This is a genomic window from Novosphingobium sp. 17-62-19 (genome assembly GCF_002256775.1).
In the GTDB taxonomy this organism is placed as follows: Bacteria; Pseudomonadota; Alphaproteobacteria; order Sphingomonadales; family Sphingomonadaceae; genus Novosphingobium.
The window spans coordinates 1-21579 of sequence record NZ_NCII01000021.1; the positions used below are offsets into that span (position 1 = coordinate 1).

A 21579-nucleotide genomic window follows, 5' to 3' on the forward strand; every position below is an offset into this window, starting at 1 on the left:
GCAGGGCGAAGACGAGCGGTGCGGCGGTGGTCATAACCCGCCGCCCTTATGGCACAGCAGCGCAAAGGGCAACCGAATGAACCCGATCATGGAGATCGAAGAGGTCGCAAAAGCCATAGAATGGCAGGCAGATCATGCCACGAACAACGGCGCACCCTGCACGGGGCGGGTGGTGCGGGGGCAATTGCGGCTGCTGGACGGGGCGACTGAGGTTAGCAGGCGAATCGCTGCGTGGCCGGGCAAGCCGCTGGAGGACGCGTTGCCGCTGCGGCTGGCGGGCGGATTTCACCATCTGGTGCTGACGGGCGCGGATGTGCGGCTGGGGGCGGTCTATCGCGGGGAGGTGACCGATCAGGCCGAGGTTGATGCCTTGGTGCTGGCGGTGACACAGACCCATGACGCGGCGCTGTTGCCTTGGCTTGACGGGCCGCCGCAGACCAATGAGGCGGGGCGGTCTGCCTCGATCATGGCGGCATTGTTGTGGCTGGCGCAGCGGGTGGGGCCTCGATTCGAGCTGAACGAACTGGGTTCGAGCGCGGGTGTGAACACGATGATGGAGCGGTTCTGGTTCGACCTTGGTGGGACCAGAGTGGGGCCGGAGGGATCGCCCATGCGGATCGTGCCGGAATGGCGCGGGCCACCTCCGCCGGAGGGGGCGGTGGAGATTGTTGGCATCCGGGGGTGTGATCGTGCGCCGGTGAATCTGGCCGACCCTGAACAGGCGTTGCGGCTGAAATCCTATGTCTGGGCTGAGGTCACCGAGCGGATCGGGCGGATCGATGCGGCGATTGCGCTGGCTGGGCAGAAGACACCCGACGTGGTGCGGATGGACGCGGCGGACTTTGTGGACGCGCGGCTGGCGGCACCGCAGGACGACGACTCGACGCGCGTGGTGTTCCATTCCATCGTCTGGCAATATCTGCCGCCTGAAACGCGCGCGCGGATCGAGGCGGCTATGGCGCAGGCGGGGGCGAAGGCCGATGCGCGGCGGCGGCTGGCTTGGGTGATGCTGGAGACCAATCGCGAGACGTTCCGGCATGAATTGACGGTGCGGTACTGGCCGGGCAAAGGGCACGCAGGCGGGGAGGAGCCGGTGATGCTGGGCGCTGCCCACGCGCATGGGGCTTGGGTGGAGTGGTTCGGCTGAAACGAATTGCGGGCTGCCGGATTACCCCTTGATGCGTCGATCGATCATCCGCTCCATCGTGGGCTTGCTATGTGCGGCTTCGGTGGGGGCGGCGGGGTATGTGTGGCTGAAGGACCACCCGGAGCATGATCCGTGGGCGCCGCTGGTGCTCGGCGATCCTCCGGGTTGGGCGAGCGGGATGAAGTTGCAAGCGCTGCGCGGAGATCGGGCGGAATGCCGCGCTTTTCTGGATCGCAGCCTGATTGTGGCACAGGCCTTGCCGCCTGCGGGTGAAGGCCAGTGTTTGCGTGATGACCGGCAAGTGCTGGCGAGCGCTGCGCAGGCCGATGTGGCGCTGGCACCGCATGGCGCGCAGGCGACCTGTGCGGTGGATGCGGGGTTGGCGCTGTGGCTGCGGCATGGGGTGCAGCCGGCGGCACGGCGGATTCTTGGGAGTCAGGTGGCGCGGATCGAGCATTTTGGCACGAACAATTGTCGGCGGATCGGGGGCGGCTCAGCGGGCACCTGGAGCGAACATGCTACGGGCAATGCCATCGATATAGCTGCGTTCGTGCTGGAAGACGGGCGGCGGATTGGCGTGCTGAAGGATTGGGGCGAAGGGGGCGGCGCCGATGGTGGTGACCGGTCTGCGTTCCTGCGCGCCACGCGCGATGCGGCGTGCGATAGCTTCTCCACAGTGCTTTCACCCGAATACAACGCCGCCCATGCCGATCACCTGCATCTGGATCAGGCGCAGCGGGCCGGGGGATGGGCGGCGTGTCGGTGAGGGTCAGGCCAGAAAGCGGTCCAGGGCGGCGTTGACCTTGTCCGGGGCCTCCCACGGGACGAAGTGGCCGCAATCGTGGACCGGCTCTATGGTCAGGTTGGTCACCAGCTTGTCCATGCCATCGAGGTTGCAGGGGGGCAGGGCCATGTCGTCCATCGCCCAGATCACCAGCGTGGGGATTTGCAGCGGCGGGACGGGGGCGTCCTGATAGCCTGCGGGCAGTTCGAACGGCGCGTCCATCGGCGGCACGGTCATCGGGCTGGCGCGATACCAGTTGAGCATGGCGATGGCGGCATCGGGGTTCGACCAGTCCTGCATCAGCGCGTCACGCTCTGCATCCTCCAGCGTGGGCGAGCGTTCCCAGTTGAGCGCCTTCATCAGCAGCGCGCCAAGACCGTGTTCGCGCACCAACGCATCATTGGCGGTATCGCGGAAGGCGCGCATGTATTGGCTGGCGGCGCGTTGCTGCGGATCGGTCCAGAGCAGGCGGGGGAAAATGACGGGGTGCGGGGCATTGGCGATGACCGCGCGGGTGACGCGGGTGCCTTGGCCCAGCAGCGCAACGCCCCATGCCAGCGCGCCGCCCCAGTCATGGCCAAGGATCGTGAACTGCCCCACGCCCAGCGCATCGGCGAGCTGGAAGATGTCGCCGATCAGCTTGTCGGGCGTGTAGTTCTCCACGCCTTCGGGCTTGGACGAGCCGCGATAGCCGCGCTGGTCGGGCGCGATGCAGCGGAAGCGGGTGGAAAGATGCGCGATCTGGTGCCGCCAGGTGCGGTGGCTTTCGGGAAAGCCGTGGAGGAAAATGAGGACGGGGGCGTCTTTTGGCCCGGTGTCCAGCACATCGAGTTCGATGCCGCTGGCGAGTTTTACGCGTTGCAGGTCGGTCATTGGGTCGCTCTCCCTTTATTACCTCTTAATTGCGCCATTAAGGTGTGGGAAGAGGAAATGGTTCTGTATTGACATTGTGGATACGCCATCGCACATTCACCGCATGGGCCATGTCAGCAATATCACGCCGGGTGATCCTGTCCGCGCTTCGGGTGAGGCCAAGGGCAGCATCAATCTGCGCATCGATTCAGGCGTGCGGCAGTTGATTGACGAAGCGGCGGCGGTGCTGGGCAAGACCCGCACCGAGTTTATGGTGGAGTCTGCGCGGCGCGAGGCGATTGACGTGCTGCTGGACCAGCGGCTGTTTGCGCTGGACCCTGAACGGTTCGATGCCTTCATGAACGCGCTCGACAATCCGCCCGCGCCGGGGCTAAAACTGCGCGCACTGATGCAGCGGGTGCCTGCGTGGGAGAAATAGAGGCGGAAGGAGTGAACCTTTCTCCGCCCGTTCCCCTCAATGCCATCCACGATCTTTCCGCCTTCGATTGCGGCGAACCGGCCCTGAACGACTGGCTGCGCCATCGCGCGCTGAAGAACGAAAGCCGGTTTTCGCGGACCTATGTGGTGTGCCGGGGCGATCGCGTGGTCGCCTACTACTGCGTCGCAGCGGGCGCGGTGGAGCGCATGGCCGCGCCGGGCAAACTGCGCTGTAATGCGCCCAACAGCATTCCGGTTTCGGTGATCGGACGGCTGGCGGTGGACCGCACTTGTGCGGGGCAGGGCCTTGGCGCGGACATTCTGGCCGATGCTCTGCGGCGGATAGCTTTGGCTGCGCAAAGTATCGGCATTGCGGCGGTGCTGGTGCAGGCGAAGGACGAGGCAGCGAAGCGGTTCTATCTGCGTTGCGCGGAGTTTGTGGAGTTTCCGGGGGAGAGCAGGACTTTGTTCTTGCCGATTGGGGTGTTGCTACAAACGGAAATTACCGCATAATCACATTGAATTGAGGCGACCTAAAAAAGATGATGCGCAGGTCTTGAAGTTTAATGATGTCTTTACCATGTGTCCAATGCTGTCGGGCAATGTCCTTTAGCTAACCCAAAATAAACGCGAAACTTAATTATCAAAGAGGTGATTTTTATGCCTGTAAACGAAGAAGAAATGGCAAAGCTGGCTATGACGATTGCTGTGAATCAGCCTAACGGTGTTGTAACTTACGATGACTTGCGTCGTGAAGTTCCCAAGATGGTAGTCCTCGATGCTGCAGATTTGGCACTTTCACAAGTACGAAATGGTGAGCCCATGTGGCATCAGATTTTTCGTAACATAAAATGTCATTCTGAAGTACAGGGCAATGCGATTTACGATGGGCGGTTAACGCATGTACGTGATACGGGATATGCAATAACCGCCCATGGCCGTGCATGGATTGCTGCGAACCCTTAACTATACTTAGCTCTGTAACCGGGAGTGAGCCACTTGAGTTCAGTGCTCCCGGTTGCATCTTTGTCCCAGACAAACCAAGCGTAAGCGGTTGTGCCAGTTCCCTTTTGAACTGCTCCATCTGGGTAAAAAGTTATTCTTTCGCTAAAGACCCAAACGCGCGAAGGCGGCGCGTTTGTGAAAATAGTACGCTGACGATTGGCACCTTCAAGAAAGGCGAGCCTAAGTAGCAAGGCAAACTTATGTTCTGCGCACTTTAGGCCTGCCCGCACGAACCCTTCAGCAGCATTGTACGGCGGATTGGTCACGACGTTAGCGACCCTGCGTTCGGCAGTCAGAAAGTCAATACCAGGGTCGCCATATCCTCGATCGTAAAGGTCTGAGCTGATTACGTTCTGGCCCGTTCTCTCAAGCACAGTCGACATCGCGCCATTACCACAAGCACTTTCCCAAAGATCACCAGTGAAACGTTCGTTTTCTACCAGCGCATGGGTCGCCCAAGCGGGTGTTGGGAAAAAATCCGGCCCATCAAGATCTGCGAATCGTTTCGTCGTCGGCTTGAAGCCGCCATTCAGGTTATACGTTTTGTCCATGAAAAACATATAACAGAATCAGTGGGTTACGCAACTTTCGTAAGCTATTCAAAAGACTCGATAATCGCAAAAAGATGCAGCAATAGCTCCCCTCAAGGATAACTCACCGTAGTCGCGACCTTCGGCAGCGGGATGAATTCCACCTCATCGCCCGGCACTTTCGGAAATCGCCCCTCCTGCCAGTCTGCCTTTGCCTGATTGATCCTATCGCGGCTGGAACTGACGAAGTTCCACCAGACGTGGCGTTTGGTGGTGAAGGCTTCGCCGCCCATCAGCATCACGCGGCCGCCGGATTCGGATTGCAGTTTCAGCACGGCTCCGGGGGCCAGGACGACGAGGTCGTAGAGGGCCAAAGGTAAGCCGTCGATGCTGGCTTGGCCGCCTACGAGCATGACGGCGCGTTCGTCGGCTTCGGCGTCGATCGGCAGGGTGCCGCCGGGGGCGAGCAGGATTTCGGCGTAGATGGTGGCGGCGTGCTGGGTTGTGGGAGCGGTCTTGCCCCAGAGGGTGCCCATGATGACGGTGGCGGTGGCGCAGACGTCTTCGATCACGGGCAGTCTGGTGACCTGCTCGAAGGCGGGGGGCACTTCCTCGCAGCCGTCGGGCAAGGCGAGCCAGGTTTGCATTCCATAGAGGTGGGGGCCGCCGGGGCGTTCGGTTTCGGGCGAGCGTTCGGAATGGACGATGCCGCTGCCTGCGGTCATCAGGTTGACCTGTCCGGGGCGGATCGTGGCGAAGGAGCCGAGGCTGTCGCGGTGGTCGATCGCGCCTTCAAACAGCCATGTGACCGTGGCGAGGTTGATGTGCGGGTGCGGGCGCACGTCCATTGCGGTGCCCGGCGGCAAGTGTGCGGGGCCGAACTGGTCGACGAAGATGAACGGGCCGACCATCGTGCGCTGGCGCGAGGGGATGGCGCGGCGGACTTCGAACGCACCGAGATCATGCGCGACGGGGGTGATTGTCTGGATGATCGGATCAGTCATCAGGTCGCCTCAAGATCGAGCAGGTCGAGGATGTTCACGGGGAACAGCGGTTCGGGCCAGTTTGCCAGTTCTGCGCGGGTAAACCAGCGAAATTCGTTGATCATTTCACGCTCTGTTTCGGTATGGCCGCTCGTGTCTGGCGTGAAGGTTTGGGTCGACACGCGGAAGAAGCGTTCGTCGGCGGTCACGGGTTCGCCCGCCAGCGTTGTGAAATCGTCGGCGCAGCGGGCGACTTCGGGGCCGCAGGTTTCGACGCTCAGACCGGTTTCCTCGAAGAGTTCGCGGACGGCGGCGGCGGGGAAATCCTCGCCGGGATCACATTCGCCGCCGACGCCGCACCAGAATGGGCGGCGGTCTGGCGGGGCGAAGCGGATCAGCAGCAGCCGGTCATGCTCGTCCATCAGCAGGATGCGCGCGGCGCGGCGGATGCGGCGGGCTGGTGTTGGCTCAATGGTCATGGTGCAGACGTAGTGCCATTCCAACAGCGTTTCCGTCACCCTGAACTTGTTTCAGGGTCCATTTATCATCACCAGCGGCGGGATGTTCGGCACGATGGATCCTGAACCAAGTTCAGGATGACAGTTTTTGGGGGTCGTCGGGTGGGCGTGTGGTGCAGGGGAAGCCCTTCATTCACCGGGCGCGGTGGCCTTGATCGCCAGAGCGTGGACGCGCTGGCCGGGGAGGTCGCCCAGCGCCTTGTTCACCATGCGCTGGCGGTTGACGCGTGACTGGCCGGTGAAGGCGGGGCTTTCGATCTCTACCGTGAAGTGCGATTCGCCCGTGCCATCATCGCCCATGTGGCCTGAATGGCTGGCACTGTCGTTGATCACGGCGAGGCGGGTGGGGGTGAGGGCTTGCGTCAGAAGCCGTTCGATTTCCTGTGCGATTGGTCCGGTCATGGGTTTTCTTCTAGCGGTTTGATCGCCATGTGGAAGCCGCATGAAGACCGATAAATTCCACGGCAGGATTCACGGCACTGGGCAGCTTTGCAATGCGCCCGGATGCGACGAGGCGGGCGAGTTCCGCGCGCCGGGCGTGCGCAGGCCGGGGTTCGATGGGCCGGGGGATTATCGCTGGTTCTGCCTTGAACACGTGCGGCAGTTCAATTCGGGCTATGATTTCTTTGCCGGGATGACGCCTGAGGAGATCCTGAAGGCGCAATCGCCGCTTTCGGGGTGGGAACGCGAGACGCGGGCGTTCCGGCCCGATGCGGGAATCGATTCGCCACCGCGCTGGGCGGACTTTGCCGATCCGCTTGAGGCGATTTCACAGCGGGCGCGGGCACGGCGGGATGATCACCTGCGTGCGGCAGAGGCGGCGCGGCGAGGGATAAGTCCTGACGAACGCAAGGCTTTTGATACGCTGGCGCTGAACTACGATGCAGACCGGCGTATGTTGCGCAGCCGCTATTCCGAACTGGTGCGCAAGTATCACCCCGATCGCAACGGCGGGGATCGCGGCCATGAGGGGCGATTGCAGGACGTGGTGGAGGCCTACAACCTGCTGAAAGCGAGCAGGCTTTTCGCCTGAAAGTGGCAGAAAACGGGACTTGTCCGCACATCGGCCGGTATGCGGACTTGCAGAATGGCCCCCATCCTGCCATCCCGGATTGACACAAAAATGGTAAAGGCGTGCCATAGGGCACATTCCAAGCCTTGCGGGATCGTTACGAACTATGTCGATCTGCGGAGGGGGCTGTGGCGACCGACGATTGCGATACGTACCTGCGTATGGATGCCGGGGGCTCCATACGCGAGATCCCGGTAGCCCGTCTGGGCATCTGCGGCTTTGGCCGTGCGCCTTCCAACACCGTGGTGTTGGAGGATAATCTCGCATCGCGTGAACACGCCATGATCCGCCGCAATGCCAGCGGCCACTGCACCCTGAACGACCTTGGCAGCACCAACGGCACCTGGTTGAACGGACGCCCGGTGCAGGCTCCGACCCAGCTCAAATCCGGCGACCGCATCCAGATCGGCCGCCAGACCATCGAATTCGTGCAAGAGGCACCGCCGGTGGAACTGCCCGATCCGATGGCGGGCCGCACGCAGTTCTTCATGGACCAACAACTGGTCAGCGCCATGGTGATCGACATTCGCGGCTTTACCCAGCTTTCCGCTGCCATGGGGGAGCGGGCGATTGCTGCGATGATGGCCGAGATCAACCGCGAGGCGGGGCAATTGCTTGATGCGGCGGGCGCGTGGTCGGTAAAGTTCATCGGCGATGCGATCATGGCGATCTGGCTGCACCCGGCCAACGCGCTGTCGCGGCGCGATGTGGTGACCGTGCTGGACGTCATCAGCGGCTATCAGGAGATTTTCCGGCTGGCCGAAAAGCGCCACAAGCCGCCCGCTTTGCTGCGCTTTGGCTGCGGATATAACGCAGGCACGGCCTCGGTCGGCAATATCGGCAGTGGCGCGGCGGCAGACTTCACTGCGATGGGCGAGGCTGTGAACACCGCGTTCCGGCTGGAGACGGCGACCAAGGAATGCGGCTGCGACATTCTTGTTTCGGGTGCCGTGTTCGGCGCGCTGGGTGATGTGCGGTTTCAGCCGCGCACGATGCTGGACGTGGAGTTAAAGGGGTATGAGCGCCCGGTTGCTGCGCTGCCGATGAACTTTGGCGGGGTGGGCGAATTCCTTCAGGCGTTTCTGGCGGCCTGAGCTGGCCCAAGCCCTGACCTGAAACGCAACCCGTTCTCAAACGAAACGAGGCCCCGCGAAGGGCCTCGAAACGTTTGGCGATCTGTGGGCGATCAGGCGGTTACAGGAGCCGCATCGCGCACTGACTGATCGACGTGTTCGGCAAACTGGTGGAAGTTGTCGACGAACTTGCGCACCAGTTCCTGTGCGGTCTTGTCGTATTCTTCCCCATCGGCCCAGGCACCACGTGGATCGAGCAGCTTGGTATCGACGCCCGCCACTTCAACCGGAACTTCGAAACCGAAGTTGGGGTCTTTCTTGAAGGTGGCGTTGTTCAGGCTGCCGTCGAGTGCGGCGTTGAGCAGGGCGCGAGTGGCCTTGATCGGCATACGCTTGATGCCTTCCTGCGTGGCCTTGCCGCCCGACCAGCCGGTATTGACCAGCCAGCACTTCACCCCGCCCTTGGCAATGCGCTCCTTGAGCAGGTTGCCGTAGACCGAAGGATGGCGCGGCATGAACGGTGCGCCAAAGCAGGTGGAGAAGGTGGCTTCCGGTTCGGTCACGCCGATTTCGGTGCCGGCAACGCGCGCGGTGTAGCCCGACAGGAAGTGGTACATGGCCTGATCGGGTGTGAGGCGCGCGATCGGAGGCAGCACACCGTAGGCGTCGGCCGTGAGGAAGATGAGGTTCGCCGGGACCGGGCCAAGGTTCTTTTCCGAACAGTTCGGAATGAAATCAATCGGGTAGGAGCCACGGCTGTTTTCGGCCAGCGAGTTGTCATCCAGATCGATCGTGCGGGTGACCGGATCGATCACGACGTTTTCCAGCACAGTGCCGAAACGCTTGGTCGTGGCGAAGATTTCCGGTTCGGCTTCAGCCGAGAGGCGGATCATCTTGGCGTAGCAGCCACCTTCGAAATTGAACACGGCGGTATCGGACCAGCCGTGTTCGTCATCACCGATGAGCGTGCGCGAAGCGTCGGCCGAAAGCGTGGTCTTGCCGGTGCCCGAAAGGCCGAAGAACACGGCGGTCTTGCCATCGGGGCCGACATTGGCCGAGCAGTGCATGGGCATGACGCCCTTTACCGGCAGCAGGTAATTGAGGATGCCGAAGACCGACTTCTTCATTTCGCCTGCATAGGCGGTGCCACCGATGAGGATCAGCTTTTCGGTGAAGTTGACCGCAACGACAGTTTCGCTGCGGCAACCGTGACGCTCAGGATCGGCGCGGAAGCTGGGCAGATCGATGATGGTGTATTCGGGAACGAATGCGGCCAGTTCATCAGCGGTCGGGCGGACCAGCAGGGTGCGGATGAACAGGTTGTGCCACGCAAATTCGTTGATCACGCGCACGTTGACGCGGTGTTCAGGCTGCGAACCGCCGAACAGATCGGCCACATAGAGGCGATCCTTGGCGCCGAGCGCGGCGATGAAATCTGCCTTGAGCGCGGCGAAGTGCTCCGGCGTCATCGCGACGTTGGTCTTGCCCCACCACACGGTGTTTTCGGTTTCAGCATCGCGGACGATGAACTTGTCCTTTGCGCTGCGGCCGGTGTGCTTGCCGGTTTCGACGACCAGCGGGCCATCGACGCACAGCAGGCCTTCTGCGTTGCGCACTGCATGTTCGACCAAGGGCGCAGTGCCGAGGTTTGCGAACAGCTCTGCCGGTTCAGGATAGCCCTGGCTGGCAAGGGACACGTTCAGGCTGGTATCGGACACTTCTGGCCTCCCGTTGGCGGCGTCGAGGCGGCGACATGCCGCCTGGCGCACGGTTTGCGAATACGAATGCGCTGATTCTTCGAATGCGCATAGTGATCTGCCTTTGCTGCGTCAAATGACACTCGGCAACGAAGTTTTTTTGCGCAACAAGTTGCATATTGTGCAACTGAAGATTGCTGCATTGCAGCGGATTTTGCGTGAAAGTTGCATGGTTTGCGGCCTGCCGGTAGACGATGTTGGCAATGGCCAGCCAGCAACCAGCCCGTGCCGACTCACTCGACGTGCCACGCACCATTGCGCTGGTCGATGATGACCGCAACATCCTGACGACCGTGTCGATTGCCTTGCAGACCGAAGGCTTTGCAACGCGGTTGTACAATGATGGCGATACCGCACTGAAGGCGCTGCTGGACAATCCGCCAGACCTAGCCGTTTGCGATATCAAGATGCCCCGTATGGATGGCCTGGAACTGCTGCGCCGCCTGCGTGAAAAGAGCGATTTGCCGGTGATCTTCCTGACCAGCAAGGATGATGAGTCTGACGAAGCGCTCGGCCTTTCAATGGGTGCGGATGACTATATCGCCAAACCGTTCAGCCAGCGGCTGCTCGTGGCGCGGATCAAGGCGATCCTGCGTCGCAGCGATATTGTGCGGCGCGAAGCGGAGGCGGAAGAGACACTGAATGCAGAGCCGTTGCCCGATCCAATCCGGCGGGGCCGGCTGGTGATGGACCCGGCGCGTCATGGCGTGACATGGGACGGGGCGGCGGTTTCATTGACCGTCACCGAGTTCCTGATTCTGGAGGCACTGGCCATGCGCCCCGGCGTGGTCAAGACGCGCAATGCGTTGATGGACGCCGCCTATCACGACGACGTGTTCGTCGACGATCGAACTATCGACAGCCATATCAAGCGTCTGCGTCGCAAGTTCCGGGCCGTGGATGGTTGCTTTGGTGCAATCGAAACGCTCTATGGAGCAGGCTACAGCTTTGCCGACGAGTGATTTTAACGCGATGCGCGGTCGGCGGTTGCGCAGTTTGTGGCGCATTCGCGGCGTCTCGCTGACCACGCGCATCCTGTTCGTCAATGTCATCGCGCTGGCATTGTTGGCAGGCGGGTTCTTCTATCTCGACAGCTATCGCAAGCAGCTGATCGAAGAGCGCTACAAACTGGCGCGGGCTGAAGTAGAGATTGCAGCCGACGGCCTTGTCGGTGCAGATATGGCCGCACGCAAGGCGCTTTTGGCTCGGATCGGCACCGAGCAGGTGCTCCGGCTACGGCTTTATGATGGCGAAAGCCAGTTGCTGGCCGACAGTTTTTTGGAAGCGCCACCATCGTTCAAGCTGATCGATCCCGAAAGCGAGCCTTGGTATCAGCAGGCGGCGCGATTGCTGGACCGTGGAGTGGATTTCATCGTCAACGCGCCCACCATCAAGCGATACAGCGATACGGCTGAACGCCCTGCGGGAAGCTGGCCCGAGATACAGGCTGCGCGCGTATCGGGGCGCACCGAGGTTTATCTGCGCTATGCTCCCGACCGCACGCCGGTGATCACGGCGGCAACACCGGTGGGCGATACAGACGAAGTTTTGCTGTCCCTCCGCAATGCGCTCGACGTGACGCAAGCGGTGCGCGATGCGCGCCAGACGCTGGTGATCATCATCGGGCTGGCCTTGCTGCTTTCGGTGCAGCTCTCGCTCTATCTGGCGCGGACCATTGTGCAGCCGTTGCGTGCGTTGGTCCGGGCAGCTGTCCGGGTTCGGCTGGGGCGTGAGCGCGAGGTGGTGGTGCCGCGTTTGCCTGACCGTGGTGACGAGATCGGCCTGCTCGCCCGCGCTGTGTCCGACATGACCACTGCACTGCGCCAACGCATCGATGCGGTGGAAACCTTTGCCGCTGATGTGGCACACGAATTGAAAAACCCGCTCGCTTCGCTTTCCAGCGCGCTGGAGACGATGGAGCGGGTAGATGATCCTGCGCTGCGCCGTCAGCTTGCCGGTATCGCTGCCCATGATGTGCAGCGCATTGACCGGCTGATTACCGAAATCGCCGACGCCAGCCGGATCGACGCCGAACTGAGCCGGGCGACTTTCGAGCCGGTTGATCTTGCCGCGCTGGCTTCGCAAGTGGTGGGCGCGCGCGATGTGCGGACGGGTGCCTCTATTCCGATCCGCTTGCGACGCGAGGGTGGCGATACCGTGGTGCCCGGCGATGCCGCCCGGCTGGAGCGAGTGCTGGAGAACCTGCTGGACAATGCGGTTTCGTTTTCACCACTGGACGGCGTGGTTGAGGTGGTGGTGTGGGGTGATGGCGATGCCGCGCATGTCGCCGTAGCGGACAATGGTCCGGGCATTCCCAAGGGCGAGCGGCAAAAGGTGTTCGAGAGATTCCATTCGGTGCGCCCGACCGAGGAGGCTTTCGGTGCGCACAGCGGTCTTGGCCTGGCTATCGCGCGCACCATTGCCGAGGCGCATGACGGGACGCTGGCCATTGGCGACCGGCCAGACGGCAAGCCCGGCGCATGGCTGGTATTGAGCGTGCCGCTTGACGCGGAGGGGAATGAATGAGCCGCGCGCTGCAATATGGCTGCGTGGCCATTGGCGGCCGCGGCGTGCTGATCGAAGGTCCGCCGGGGGCCGGAAAATCGAGCCTTGCGCTCGCGCTGATAGATCGCGGAGCCATGCTGGTGGGCGATGATGGTGTGATGCTGGATGTGCACGAAGGCAGGTTGATCGCTGCGCCGCATCAACAGATCGCTGGCAAGCTGGAAGTGCGCAATGTGGGGCTGATCGACTGTGCGGTTTCTCCGCCTGTGCCCGTAGCGCTGGTGTTGCGGTTGGATGATAAGGCGCCACGTTTTGTTGAGGAGGCCGACCGCGTGGACGTTGACGGCGTGAACTTGCCAATGATCCGGCTTTGGCCAGACAGCCCGGTGCTGGCCCTGCGCGCCGAGATTGCGCTGAAAGTTCACGGGTTACCGATTTCCTGATGGGGGACAGGCCGTTATTGCGGACTTTCCAAGTGCGACGCTAGAGCGCATGGCTAGGACACGATGACGGACGACTCTTCACCGCAGCGCATTTTGCTCGTCACCGGCCTGCTGGGTGCGGGGAAGACGACCGCGCTGCGCACGTTGGAGGATGTTGGCTGGGAAGCGATCGACAATTTTCCGATCCGCCTGCTTGATCGCCTGCTTGAGACCGAGCCGGGTTCTGCCCGGATGGAATCAAGCGGGCCAATGACCATCGGTTTCGACACGCGCACGCGTGGTTTTGATCCGACGCGGACAATCGATCTGGTCAAGAAGCTGTCGCAGCGCAAGGATTTGCAGGTCACCACGCTGTTCCTCGATTGCGCCGGGGCTGAGCTTGAGCGCCGGTACAACGAGACTCGCCGCCGCCATCCGATGAGCGAGGACAAGCCAGCTGCCACCGGGATCATGGCAGAGCGTGAACTGCTGGAGCCGCTGCGCCGCTGGGCGGATGTGGTGATTACCACCACCAGCTTTACCAGCAACGATCTGCAGGCAGCGATTCGCGCGCAATTCGGGTCTGAAACACCATCGCAACCGACGCTGACGATCAGCAGTTTCGGTTTTTCACGTGGCACCCCGCCGCTGGCCGATCTGGTTTTCGACATGCGCTTTCTGGCCAATCCGCACTGGGTCGATGCGCTGCGTCCACAGACTGGTCAGGACGTGGCAGTGGGGGCCTATATCCGCGAAGACCCTGCATTTGCTGACGCTTTTGCCCGGATTCGCGATCTGCTGCTGCTGCTGCTGCCGCGCTATCAGGAGCAGGGCAAAGCCTATGTTCACGTGGCCTTCGGGTGCACAGGGGGCAAGCATCGTTCGGTGTTCATGGCAGAGCAAATTGCTTCCGCCTTGCGCACGGCGGGATTTTCACCCACATTGCTGCATCGCAACCTCGCGTCGCGGGCGGCAGATCTGCTTGAAGGCCAAAAACTTTGATGCAGTCGGTCCGTAGAGCGCGAGGAAAAAGACGTATGGGTGGGGCAGCACTGGAAGCCATGTATTTCGATTCCCAGTCGTCTTGCGTGCCATGCATTTTTGCCAAGCCTGCGTTCATCACGCACATGGCAGGATGCCCGGCTGCACTTCGGAGCCTGCCCCGTTCATGATCGGTCTTATTCTCGTTACCCACGGCGCCCTTGCCGACGAATTCATCCACGCGATGGAGCATGTCGTCGGCCGACAAAGCGATGTCATTGGCGTGTGCATCGGCCCCAACGATGACATGGAAAAACGTCGCAAGGAAATTGCGGACGCCATCAAGCGAGTCGACAGCGGCGAGGGTGTGATCATCCTGACAGACCTGTTCGGCGGTACCCCATCAAACCTTGCGATCTCGCTGATGGAGGCGGGCCGGGTCGAGGTGATTGCCGGTATCAACCTGCCCATGCTGATCCGCCTTGCCAAGGCACGAGGCTGCATGGGCGTTAAGGAAGCGACAGCGGCGGCACGCGATGCCGGACGCAACTACATAACGATCGCTTCCGAGTTTCTCGGACAGGATGCATGAGATGTCGGATCAGGGCTATGTCACCCGCGAAACGGTGACGATCGTCAACCAGCGCGGACTTCACGCCCGCGCGAGTGCCAAATTCGTGAACGCGGTGGCGAAGTTGCCCGCCGGGTTTGATGTGATCGTGGCCAAGGACGGTACCGATGCAGCGGGCGGATCGATCCTCGGCCTGATGATGCTGGGCGCGGCCAAAGGCGATACGGTGGATGTATCCGTTGCCGGGCCTGAGGGTGAGGCCGATGCCATCCTGATGAAGCTGACCGGGCTGATCAAGGACGGCTTCGGGGAAGATTGAGCCTCTTGCCGCAATGCCGGGACTGCCGCATGGGAACGGCATGACGCGCAAGATCATCACCGGCTATTCCAACCCCACGGTAAAGTTCGTCCGCAGCTTGCGGGAAAAGAAGCATCGGCGGCGCGAACGCAAGTTCCTGGCCGAGGGTTTGCGCCTGCTGACCGACGCACGCGAGAGCGGGCGTCTGCCGGAAATCCTGCTGATGGCGCAGGGGCGCGAGGGGCATCCGTTGCTTGATGACCTTGAAGCGGCAGTGGACGCGGCAGGTGGCGAAGTCATCGAACTGCCGCTGGATATTCTTTCCAAGGTTACCGGCAAGGAAAACCCGCAGGCTGTCGCCGGGGTCTTTGCCGAATGGGACACCTCGATCCAGCTGATCAATCGCAACGCCGCGCCGATCTGGTTGGTGGCGCACGCCATGCGTGATCCAGGCAATCTGGGCACGATGTTGCGCACGGCCGATGCGGTGGGGGCAGGCGGGCTGATCCTGATCGACGATTGCGTCGATCCGTTCTCGGTAGAGGCGGTGCGCGCGAGCATGGGCGCGATTTTTACCGAGCGGCTGGCGCAGGCGCGGTGGGATGAATTCTTCGCGTGGCTGCACGAAGGTGAAGGGCAGCTTGTGGCGGCATCATTGCGTGAGGCCGTGCCCTATCGTGGCGCACCTTATGCTGCGCCGTGCTTCGTCATGGTCGGCAACGAATCGCGCGGGTTGCCTGAAGACTATGAGATGGCCTGTGATCTGCGCGTGACCATGCCGATGAAGGGGCGGGCGGACAGTTTGAACGCTGCCGTGGCAGGGGCCGTTCTGGCCTATGAAGTCTTGGCAACGCTGGAAGCCTGAATAGCAACGTACTGTCCGGTTAATCCTTCGGTCAGTCGCATGGGGTTATAGAGTGGCCATGCGCTCGGCCCTTGCCTCGATTGTCCTGTCAGCCGCCTTGTTGGGCAGCTGCGCCACTGCACCGACTGCCTCGGAAGGATTGGCGGGCACGCGCTGGACCATCGTGCGCATTGATGGCGCGCCACCGGTTGCCCCGGATAAGGCGACGATGCGTTTTGATGACGTACGCTTGGGTGCAAATGTCGGCTGCAATGGTATTGGTGGTGACTATCGCGTGGAAGCCGGGCGTTTGCTTGCAGGCCCGCTGATGGCAACGCGGATGTACTGTGAAGGGCCGGTCTGGCAGCAGGAAGAAGCGGTTAACGCTTTGCTCTCAGCTGCGCCGGAAATGCAGCGCACGGGTTCCACCATGCGACTGGTTTCGGGCGGACACGCGCTCGATCTTCAGCTTGAGGTCGACTGATCAATCCCCAGCTATGAATGCGGTAATGCGCCACGTTCCGTCCTGCGGTTCGGCAATCAGGCGGTAGTCGAGCAGGCTGCGCAACTTTTCGGTTTCTACCCAGCCTTGCTGTCCGTTGCGGAGCGCTACCCGCGTGGAAGGGGCCTTTGGATCGAAGCCCATCGGGTCGATCCCGACAATGAACCAGCCTACGGGGCTGATGGCCTTGCCATCGAGTTTGTCGCGCAAGGGCGTCTGATCGCCCATTACGAGCATCGCATTGTAGCTGTCGATGTCCTCAGGCACATGCCAGAATACCCATGGCATCGCGGCGAGGCCGCCCTCCATTGCGCAACCCAGCGGCAGGATCGCGTCAAGTTCCTGCCATAAACCAGTCTTTGGATCGGCAAGGCGCTTCTTCAGTTCCGCTGTGCCGCTGCCGCCGCCATAGTCGAGCGCAATGTCCGGCGCGGCAAGCGTTGCCAGTCCATCGGCATCGCGCGTCTGGATGGCGGTGACGAGCGCCTTGCGGAACGCTGGCCACCCGGGCTGGACTGAACAGTCGTCCTGCGGGGCGTAGCGCACTCCAGCAAACACTTCCGGCACTTCCGCAATCACTGAAGCAGAGGCACTGGGTTCAGGCTGAGGCGGAGGGGCAAGGCAGGGCGCTGGTTCTACCGGTGCGACAGCGGCCGCCGAAGCAGAAGGTTCAGGCTGCGGTTCGCTGTCGCACCCCGCCAGCGCCATCGCGGCGGCAAAGGAAACGATGCAAGACCGATGCCCCCTGTTCATTCCGCCGCCACGTCTCCTTCATCGTTGGCAACTGCTGCCAGCGCCGCTGGTTCCGCATCGGCATAGCGCGGTGCGGCTTCGACCAGCGGCACTTCTTCCAATTCACGCTTGCCGATCTCGATATGCTTGTCTTTCAGGCGACGCCCGGCTGACAGCACGTTGCGTTCAAAGCTGCCGACAAACTTGTTGTAATTGCTGACCGCGCTGTCGAGCCCGTTGCCGACCCGCTTGAGGTGTTCGGCTGCGACGGCAAGCCGGTCATAGAGTTCGCCGCCCATTTTGCCGATTTCGCGGGCCTCACGGGCCAAGCCATCCTGCCGCCAGACCTGCGCCACAGTGCGCGCGATGGCGACAAGGTTGGTGGGGCTGGCGAGCAGCACGCGGCGCTCGAACGCAAAGTCCCACAAGCCGGGGTCACGCTCCAGCGCGGCAGCAATGAAGTGTTCGCCGGGAACGAACATCAGCACATAGTCCGGCGCTTCCTCGAACTGCGATTGGTAGGATTTGGCCCCAAGCGTCTGGATGTGGTTGCGCATCGACTGGACGTGGGCGTTCAGCGCGATCTTGCGGGTGTCGTCATCCTCGGCCTCGAACGCATCCTGATAGGCGTTGAGCGAGACCTTGGCGTCGATCACCAGCAGCTTATTGCCCGGCACGCGCACGATGGCATCGGGACGCAAGCGACCTTCGTCGGTATCGACCGAATGTTCGGTGACGAAATCGGTGTGTTCGGCAAGGCCGCACTGTTCCAGCACATTGCGCAGTTGCAATTCTCCCCAGCGACCGCGCGTTTTGGGCCCGTTGCGCAGGGAGTTGCCAAGCTGCGCCGCAGCGGCGCGCACGGCTTCCTGCCCATCGCGCATCGACTGGATCAGGCCGGTCAGATTGCCGAACGCATCGACGCGCTCCTTCTCCAGCTTGCCAACCTGCTCTTCATAGCTGCGCAGCCGCTGATCGACCGGGGCGAGCAACGATTTCAGCCGCTCGGCGCTGGTCTTTTCGCTTTCTTCAAACCGCGATTGTGCGCGCGCAAGGAACGTCTCCTGCGCCTTTTCCAGCACCTTGTTGCCGGCGTTCTCGAATTCCTTGCGCAGCGCTTCCTGCGCCGCAATCAGCAGACGCTTCTGTTCGGCAAAGTTTTCGGCATCGGCTTTCATGCGCTCAACCGCTGTGCGGAAGCTGTCGCGCTCGTCGCGAATGCGGATGAGTTCGGCGCGCACCACTTCAGCATCGGCAGCGCTCTGGCGGGCAGCGGCAAGGGCAGGCGCAAGTTCATCGCGGTGGCGGCGCACGTCCTGCAATTCGGCAAGGCCTGCTTCGAGCGCCTTTGCCCGTTCGCTCATGGCCGCAAGGTCAACCGTCATCGCCTTGACCGTGCCTTCGTGCGCCTTGGCTTCGGCATCGCGGCTATCGGCCCGTGCGCGCCATTCGGCCACGGGGCGCGAGCCAAAGAACCAGCCGACGGCAAGGCCAGCCAGAAGGACAAGGATCACGACGAGAATCAGAACGGGGTCCACGCTTGCTCCAATACAGAACGAAGCATGAACTTAACTTAGGTGGTGCCCCAAGGCAACCAGCCTTGGGGCAACTATCCTCAGGCGTATTTGCGCAGCTTTTCCAGCTTTTTGAGCGCGATGCCGCGCTTTAGGCGCGAGAGGTGGTCGATGAACAGGATGCCTTCGAGGTGGTCCATTTCGTGCTGGAGGCACGTGGCCATCAGATCGTCCATCTCTTCTTCGTGGATGCTGCCATCCAGATCCTGCCAGCGCGCGCGGATGCGGGCGGGGCGTTCGACCTCGGCATAGATCTCGGGCACCGAGAGGCAGCCTTCCTGATAGAGGCGCAGATCGTCTGAAGGATCAAGAATTTCGGGATTGATGAACACGCGGGGTTCACGCTTGGTGGGCGTGTGGTGATGGTGGTGGCCATCGTGATCGCAAGCCACTGGCTCTGCGTCCGGGTCTTCGGGCTGAAGATCGATCACCAGCACGCGCAACGGCACGCCCACCTGAATGGCGGCCAGGCCAATGCCGGGGGCGTCGTACATCGTCTCGAACATGTCGGACACGAGCGTGCGCAGTTCGTCATCGAACTTTTCGACGGGGACGGAGACCTGCTTCAGGCGCTGGTCGGGGACTTCGATGATTTCGCGGATAGCCATTGGGGGCAGATAGTGAATGTGGGGGGGAGTCGCAAGGCTGTCACGCAAAGGCAGCGCTCACCCGCGCAGCCGCAGTTTTCACCCCACCGGCCTTCTCGCCCGGAGCGCCTGCGCCAGCGTGCCTTCGTCCAGATAGTCCAACTCGCCGCCCACCGGCAGGCCATGCGCCAGTTGCGTCACCCGCACCGTCGCGCCTTCCAGTCGCTCGGCAATGTAATGCGCGGTGGTCTGGCCCTCCAGCGTGGCGTTCATGGCAAGGACGACCTCATCGACCCCGCCCTGCGCCACACGATCCAGCAACTGCCCGATGGTCAGGTCTTCGGGCCGCACGCCTTCCAGCGCCGAAAGTCGGCCGCCCAGCACGTGGTACTTGCCCGTGAACAGCCGCGCGCGATCAAGCGCCCAGAGGTCCGCCACTTCCTCGACCACGCAGATCGAACGCTGATCGCGCCGGGGATCGGTGCAGATGCCGCAGGGGTTGGTGGTATCCACATTCCCGCACGTGTCGCATTCGACGAGCAGGTCCTGCACTTGGGTGAGCGCGGCCAGCAGTTGTGGCAGCGCCGTCTCACGCCGTTTGATCAGCCACAGCACCGCGCGCCGGGCCGAGCGGGGGCCAAGCCCCGGTAGACGCGCCAATGCGCCGGAAAGCGCCTCGATCTCTTGCGATGCCATGGCAGCACAGATAGGGCCGGGTGCGACAAACGGAAGGCCTTCTTGTAGCTTATGCGCATCATCTTCATGGGAACGCCCCAATTTGCGGTGCCGACATTGGAAGCGCTGGTGGCTGCAGGGCACGATGTGGTGGCCGCCTACAGCCAGCCGCCGCGTGCCGCAGGGCGGGGCAAGAAGCTGCAACCATCGTCCGTGCATCTGGCGGCAGAGGCGCATGGGATCGAAGTGCGCACGCCGGTCTCGCTGAAAGATGCTGACGAGCAAGCGGCCTTTGCGGCGTTGGAGGCCGACGTTGCCGTGGTGGCCGCCTATGGTTTGATCCTGCCGCAGGCGGTGCTGGATGCGCCAAAGCTGGGTTGCCTCAACGTCCACGGCTCGCTTCTGCCGCGCTGGCGTGGCGCCGCGCCGGTGCAACGCGCGATCCTAGCGGGCGATGCGCTGACGGGCGTCACGATCATGCAGATGGAGCGCGGACTGGATACGGGGCCGATGCTCGCCACCGTGGAAACGCCGGTCGATGGCAAGACGGCGGGCGATCTTACGACCGAACTGGCGGAGAAGGGCGCGGCGCTCATGGTTTCGGTGCTGGCGGACCTTGGCACGTATCCGCCGGTCGTTCAGCCAGACGACGGCGTGACCTACGCCCACAAGATCGACAAGGCCGAAAGCCGCCTCGATTTTGCGCGCGATGCCGTGGACGTGGAACGACAGGTCCGCGCCTTTGCGCCATCGCCGGGGGCGTTCTTCGAGCTTGAGGGCGAGCGGTATCGCGTGCTCGCCGCAGAGGTGATTGGCGCAAGCGGCACTGCGGGTGAGACGCTTGACGATGCGCTGACCATTGCCTGCGGGCAAGGCGCGATCCGGCCTACACTTGTCCAGCGTGCAGGGCGTCCTGCGATGGATGCGGCGGCGCTGCTGCGCGGGCGGGCGATTGCGGCGGGGATCAGGCTCAGCTGATGCGCTTTGCCCTCACGCTCGAATGGAATGGCGCGGCCTACATGGGCTACCAGCGCCAATCCCATGGCCCCAGTGTCCAGCAGGCGGTGGAAGATGCAGTCCATTCGGTCACCGGAGAGACAGTGGCAGTCCATGCGGCGGGGCGCACGGACACCGGCGTCCACGCGCTCGGTATGCGCGCGCACTTCGATCTGGCGCGCAGCTTCGATCCCTTCCGCATGTTCGAAGCCCTGAACGCGCATCTGCGGAAGGCGAAACATGCCGTGGCGGTGCTCGATTGTATCGAAGTGGCGCAGGACTGGCACGCGCGCTTTTCGTGCCTTGGCCGCGCCTATGAATACCGCATCATCAACCGCCGTGCGCCGCTGACGCTGGACCTTGGCCAAGCGTGGCGGATTGCCAAACCACTGGACGAGCACGCGATGCACGAGGCGGCGCAGCTTCTGGTTGGCCTCCACGACTTCACCACGTTCCGTTCGGTCCACTGCCAATCGGCTAGCCCGGTCAAGACGCTCGACCGGCTTGACGTGCGCCGCGAGGGCGATCGTGTGATCGTGGAAGCCGCCGCGCGCAGCTTCCTGCATCATCAGGTGCGCTCGATGGTCGGCTGTCTGGCGCTGGTCGGGCAGGGGCAATGGCGCGTGGCGCAGGTGGGGGATGCACTTGCCGCAAAAGACCGTAGCAAATTAGGACTTAACGCGCCGTCGGAAGGTCTATACTTCGTCCGGGCAAACTATCCCGGAGAGTAGAA

27 protein-coding genes are annotated in these 21579 nt (G+C 62.4%); 17 read left to right on the plus strand and 10 right to left on the minus strand.

Annotated features, from left to right (window positions below; genetic code table 11):
- Positions 1–1147 (plus strand): DUF2332 domain-containing protein (locus B7X90_RS05760; RefSeq protein ID WP_366409667.1); only part of this gene is annotated, 1147 nt, incomplete at its 5' end.
- A 31-nt stretch (positions 1148–1178) separates the two neighbouring features.
- A complete protein-coding gene (locus tag B7X90_RS05765; protein WP_292622535.1) occupies positions 1179–1913 on the plus strand; it encodes an extensin family protein in 735 nt (244 codons plus the stop codon).
- Positions 1914–1916: 3 nt separating this feature from the next.
- Here B7X90_RS05765 and B7X90_RS05770 read toward each other — a convergent pair whose 3' ends face one another.
- Entirely contained in the window at positions 1917–2804 is an 888-nt protein-coding gene (locus B7X90_RS05770) for an alpha/beta hydrolase (RefSeq protein WP_292622536.1), read from the minus strand.
- 76 nt (positions 2805–2880) lie between these two features.
- On the opposite strand from B7X90_RS05770, the gene B7X90_RS05775 reads away from it, so the two are divergent.
- From B7X90_RS05775 to B7X90_RS05785, 3 genes are all read left to right on the plus strand, one after another.
- Complete coding sequence (locus tag B7X90_RS05775) at positions 2881–3222, plus strand: DUF1778 domain-containing protein (protein ID WP_292622537.1); 342 nt, start codon at positions 2881–2883, stop codon at positions 3220–3222.
- 11 nt (positions 3223–3233) lie between these two features.
- Positions 3234–3734 (plus strand): GNAT family N-acetyltransferase, encoded by a 501-nt coding sequence (locus B7X90_RS05780; protein WP_292622540.1) that lies wholly within the window; start codon positions 3234–3236, stop codon positions 3732–3734.
- 147 nt (positions 3735–3881) lie between these two features.
- Complete coding sequence (locus B7X90_RS05785; protein WP_292622541.1) at positions 3882–4187, plus strand: hypothetical protein; 306 nt, start codon at positions 3882–3884, stop codon at positions 4185–4187.
- Here the strand turns inward: B7X90_RS05785 and B7X90_RS05790 are convergent.
- From B7X90_RS05790 to B7X90_RS05805, 4 genes are all read right to left on the minus strand, one after another.
- On the minus strand, positions 4184–4777 hold the full coding sequence (locus tag B7X90_RS05790; RefSeq protein WP_292622543.1) for a hypothetical protein: 594 nt from the start codon (positions 4775–4777) through the stop codon (positions 4184–4186). The genes B7X90_RS05785 and B7X90_RS05790 overlap by 4 nt on opposite strands.
- A gap of 92 nt (positions 4778–4869) precedes the next feature.
- Entirely contained in the window at positions 4870–5760 is an 891-nt protein-coding gene (locus B7X90_RS05795; protein WP_292622544.1) for a pirin family protein, read from the minus strand.
- Positions 5760–6257 (minus strand): NUDIX domain-containing protein, encoded by a 498-nt coding sequence (locus tag B7X90_RS05800; protein ID WP_366409668.1) that lies wholly within the window; start codon positions 6255–6257, stop codon positions 5760–5762. The genes B7X90_RS05795 and B7X90_RS05800 overlap by 1 nt, the downstream gene beginning before the upstream one ends.
- A 129-nt stretch (positions 6258–6386) precedes the next feature.
- A complete protein-coding gene (locus B7X90_RS05805) occupies positions 6387–6659 on the minus strand; it encodes a BolA family protein (RefSeq protein ID WP_292622546.1) in 273 nt (90 codons plus the stop codon).
- Positions 6660–6699: 40 nt separating this feature from the next.
- On the opposite strand from B7X90_RS05805, the gene B7X90_RS05810 reads away from it, so the two are divergent.
- Together B7X90_RS05810 and B7X90_RS05815 are read left to right on the plus strand one after the other, a co-directional pair.
- Complete coding sequence (locus tag B7X90_RS05810; protein ID WP_292622547.1) at positions 6700–7290, plus strand: J domain-containing protein; 591 nt, start codon at positions 6700–6702, stop codon at positions 7288–7290.
- Between the two features lie 167 nt (positions 7291–7457).
- On the plus strand, positions 7458–8423 hold the full coding sequence (locus B7X90_RS05815) for an adenylate/guanylate cyclase domain-containing protein (RefSeq protein WP_292622549.1): 966 nt from the start codon (positions 7458–7460) through the stop codon (positions 8421–8423).
- A gap of 92 nt (positions 8424–8515) precedes the next feature.
- On the opposite strand, the gene B7X90_RS05820 is transcribed toward B7X90_RS05815, so the two are convergent.
- Positions 8516–10120 carry a phosphoenolpyruvate carboxykinase gene (locus tag B7X90_RS05820; protein ID WP_292622551.1) on the minus strand — a complete coding sequence of 535 codons (1605 nt, stop codon included), beginning with the start codon at positions 10118–10120 and terminating at the stop codon, positions 8516–8518.
- Positions 10121–10362: 242 nt separating this feature from the next.
- Here B7X90_RS05820 and B7X90_RS05825 point away from each other — a divergent pair, with 242 nt between their 5' ends.
- The 8 genes from B7X90_RS05825 (at position 10363) to B7X90_RS05860 (ending at position 16264) form a co-directional block, all read left to right on the plus strand.
- The gene (locus tag B7X90_RS05825) at positions 10363–11121 is read left to right on the plus strand and encodes a response regulator transcription factor (protein WP_292622552.1); all 759 of its coding nucleotides are present in this window, start codon (positions 10363–10365) and stop codon (positions 11119–11121) included.
- Positions 11122–11131: 10 nt separating this feature from the next.
- Positions 11132–12685, plus strand: coding sequence for an ATP-binding protein (locus tag B7X90_RS05830; protein ID WP_292622631.1), 1554 nt, complete (start codon positions 11132–11134; stop codon positions 12683–12685).
- Positions 12682–13107, plus strand: a complete 426-nt coding sequence (locus B7X90_RS05835; protein WP_292622554.1) for an HPr kinase/phosphatase C-terminal domain-containing protein — start codon at positions 12682–12684, stop codon at positions 13105–13107. Before B7X90_RS05830 ends, B7X90_RS05835 begins: the two co-directional genes overlap by 4 nt.
- Positions 13108–13170: 63 nt before the next feature.
- A complete protein-coding gene (gene rapZ, locus B7X90_RS05840; protein ID WP_292622556.1) occupies positions 13171–14088 on the plus strand; it encodes an RNase adapter RapZ in 918 nt (305 codons plus the stop codon).
- Positions 14089–14254: 166 nt separating this feature from the next.
- Positions 14255–14659 (plus strand): PTS sugar transporter subunit IIA, encoded by a 405-nt coding sequence (locus B7X90_RS05845; RefSeq protein ID WP_292622560.1) that lies wholly within the window; start codon positions 14255–14257, stop codon positions 14657–14659.
- Between the two features lies 1 nt (position 14660).
- The gene (locus B7X90_RS05850) at positions 14661–14957 is read left to right on the plus strand and encodes an HPr family phosphocarrier protein (RefSeq protein WP_292622562.1); all 297 of its coding nucleotides are present in this window, start codon (positions 14661–14663) and stop codon (positions 14955–14957) included.
- 40 nt (positions 14958–14997) lie between these two features.
- The gene (locus B7X90_RS05855; protein WP_292622565.1) at positions 14998–15801 is read left to right on the plus strand and encodes an RNA methyltransferase; all 804 of its coding nucleotides are present in this window, start codon (positions 14998–15000) and stop codon (positions 15799–15801) included.
- Between the two features lie 58 nt (positions 15802–15859).
- The gene (locus B7X90_RS05860; RefSeq protein ID WP_292622633.1) at positions 15860–16264 is read left to right on the plus strand and encodes an META domain-containing protein; all 405 of its coding nucleotides are present in this window, start codon (positions 15860–15862) and stop codon (positions 16262–16264) included.
- Here B7X90_RS05860 and B7X90_RS05865 read toward each other — a convergent pair whose 3' ends face one another.
- The 4 genes from B7X90_RS05865 to recR all read right to left on the minus strand — a co-directional run bounded on the left by B7X90_RS05865 (position 16265) and on the right by recR (position 19871).
- Positions 16265–17035, minus strand: a complete 771-nt coding sequence (locus B7X90_RS05865; protein WP_292622567.1) for a hypothetical protein — start codon at positions 17033–17035, stop codon at positions 16265–16267.
- Positions 17032–18552 (minus strand): DNA recombination protein RmuC, encoded by a 1521-nt coding sequence (rmuC, locus tag B7X90_RS05870; RefSeq protein ID WP_292622569.1) that lies wholly within the window; start codon positions 18550–18552, stop codon positions 17032–17034. The genes B7X90_RS05865 and rmuC overlap by 4 nt, the downstream gene beginning before the upstream one ends.
- A gap of 77 nt (positions 18553–18629) precedes the next feature.
- Positions 18630–19196 (minus strand): peptide deformylase, encoded by a 567-nt coding sequence (locus B7X90_RS05875; protein WP_292622571.1) that lies wholly within the window; start codon positions 19194–19196, stop codon positions 18630–18632.
- A 78-nt stretch (positions 19197–19274) separates the two neighbouring features.
- The gene (recR, locus tag B7X90_RS05880) at positions 19275–19871 is read right to left on the minus strand and encodes a recombination mediator RecR (RefSeq protein ID WP_292622572.1); all 597 of its coding nucleotides are present in this window, start codon (positions 19869–19871) and stop codon (positions 19275–19277) included.
- 51 nt (positions 19872–19922) lie between these two features.
- On the opposite strand from recR, the gene fmt reads away from it, so the two are divergent.
- Positions 19923–20828, plus strand: a complete 906-nt coding sequence (gene fmt, locus B7X90_RS05885) for a methionyl-tRNA formyltransferase (protein ID WP_292622573.1) — start codon at positions 19923–19925, stop codon at positions 20826–20828.
- A complete protein-coding gene (truA, locus tag B7X90_RS05890) occupies positions 20825–21577 on the plus strand; it encodes a tRNA pseudouridine(38-40) synthase TruA (protein WP_292622635.1) in 753 nt (250 codons plus the stop codon). Before fmt ends, truA begins: the two co-directional genes overlap by 4 nt.
- Positions 21578–21579 lie beyond the last annotated feature (2 nt).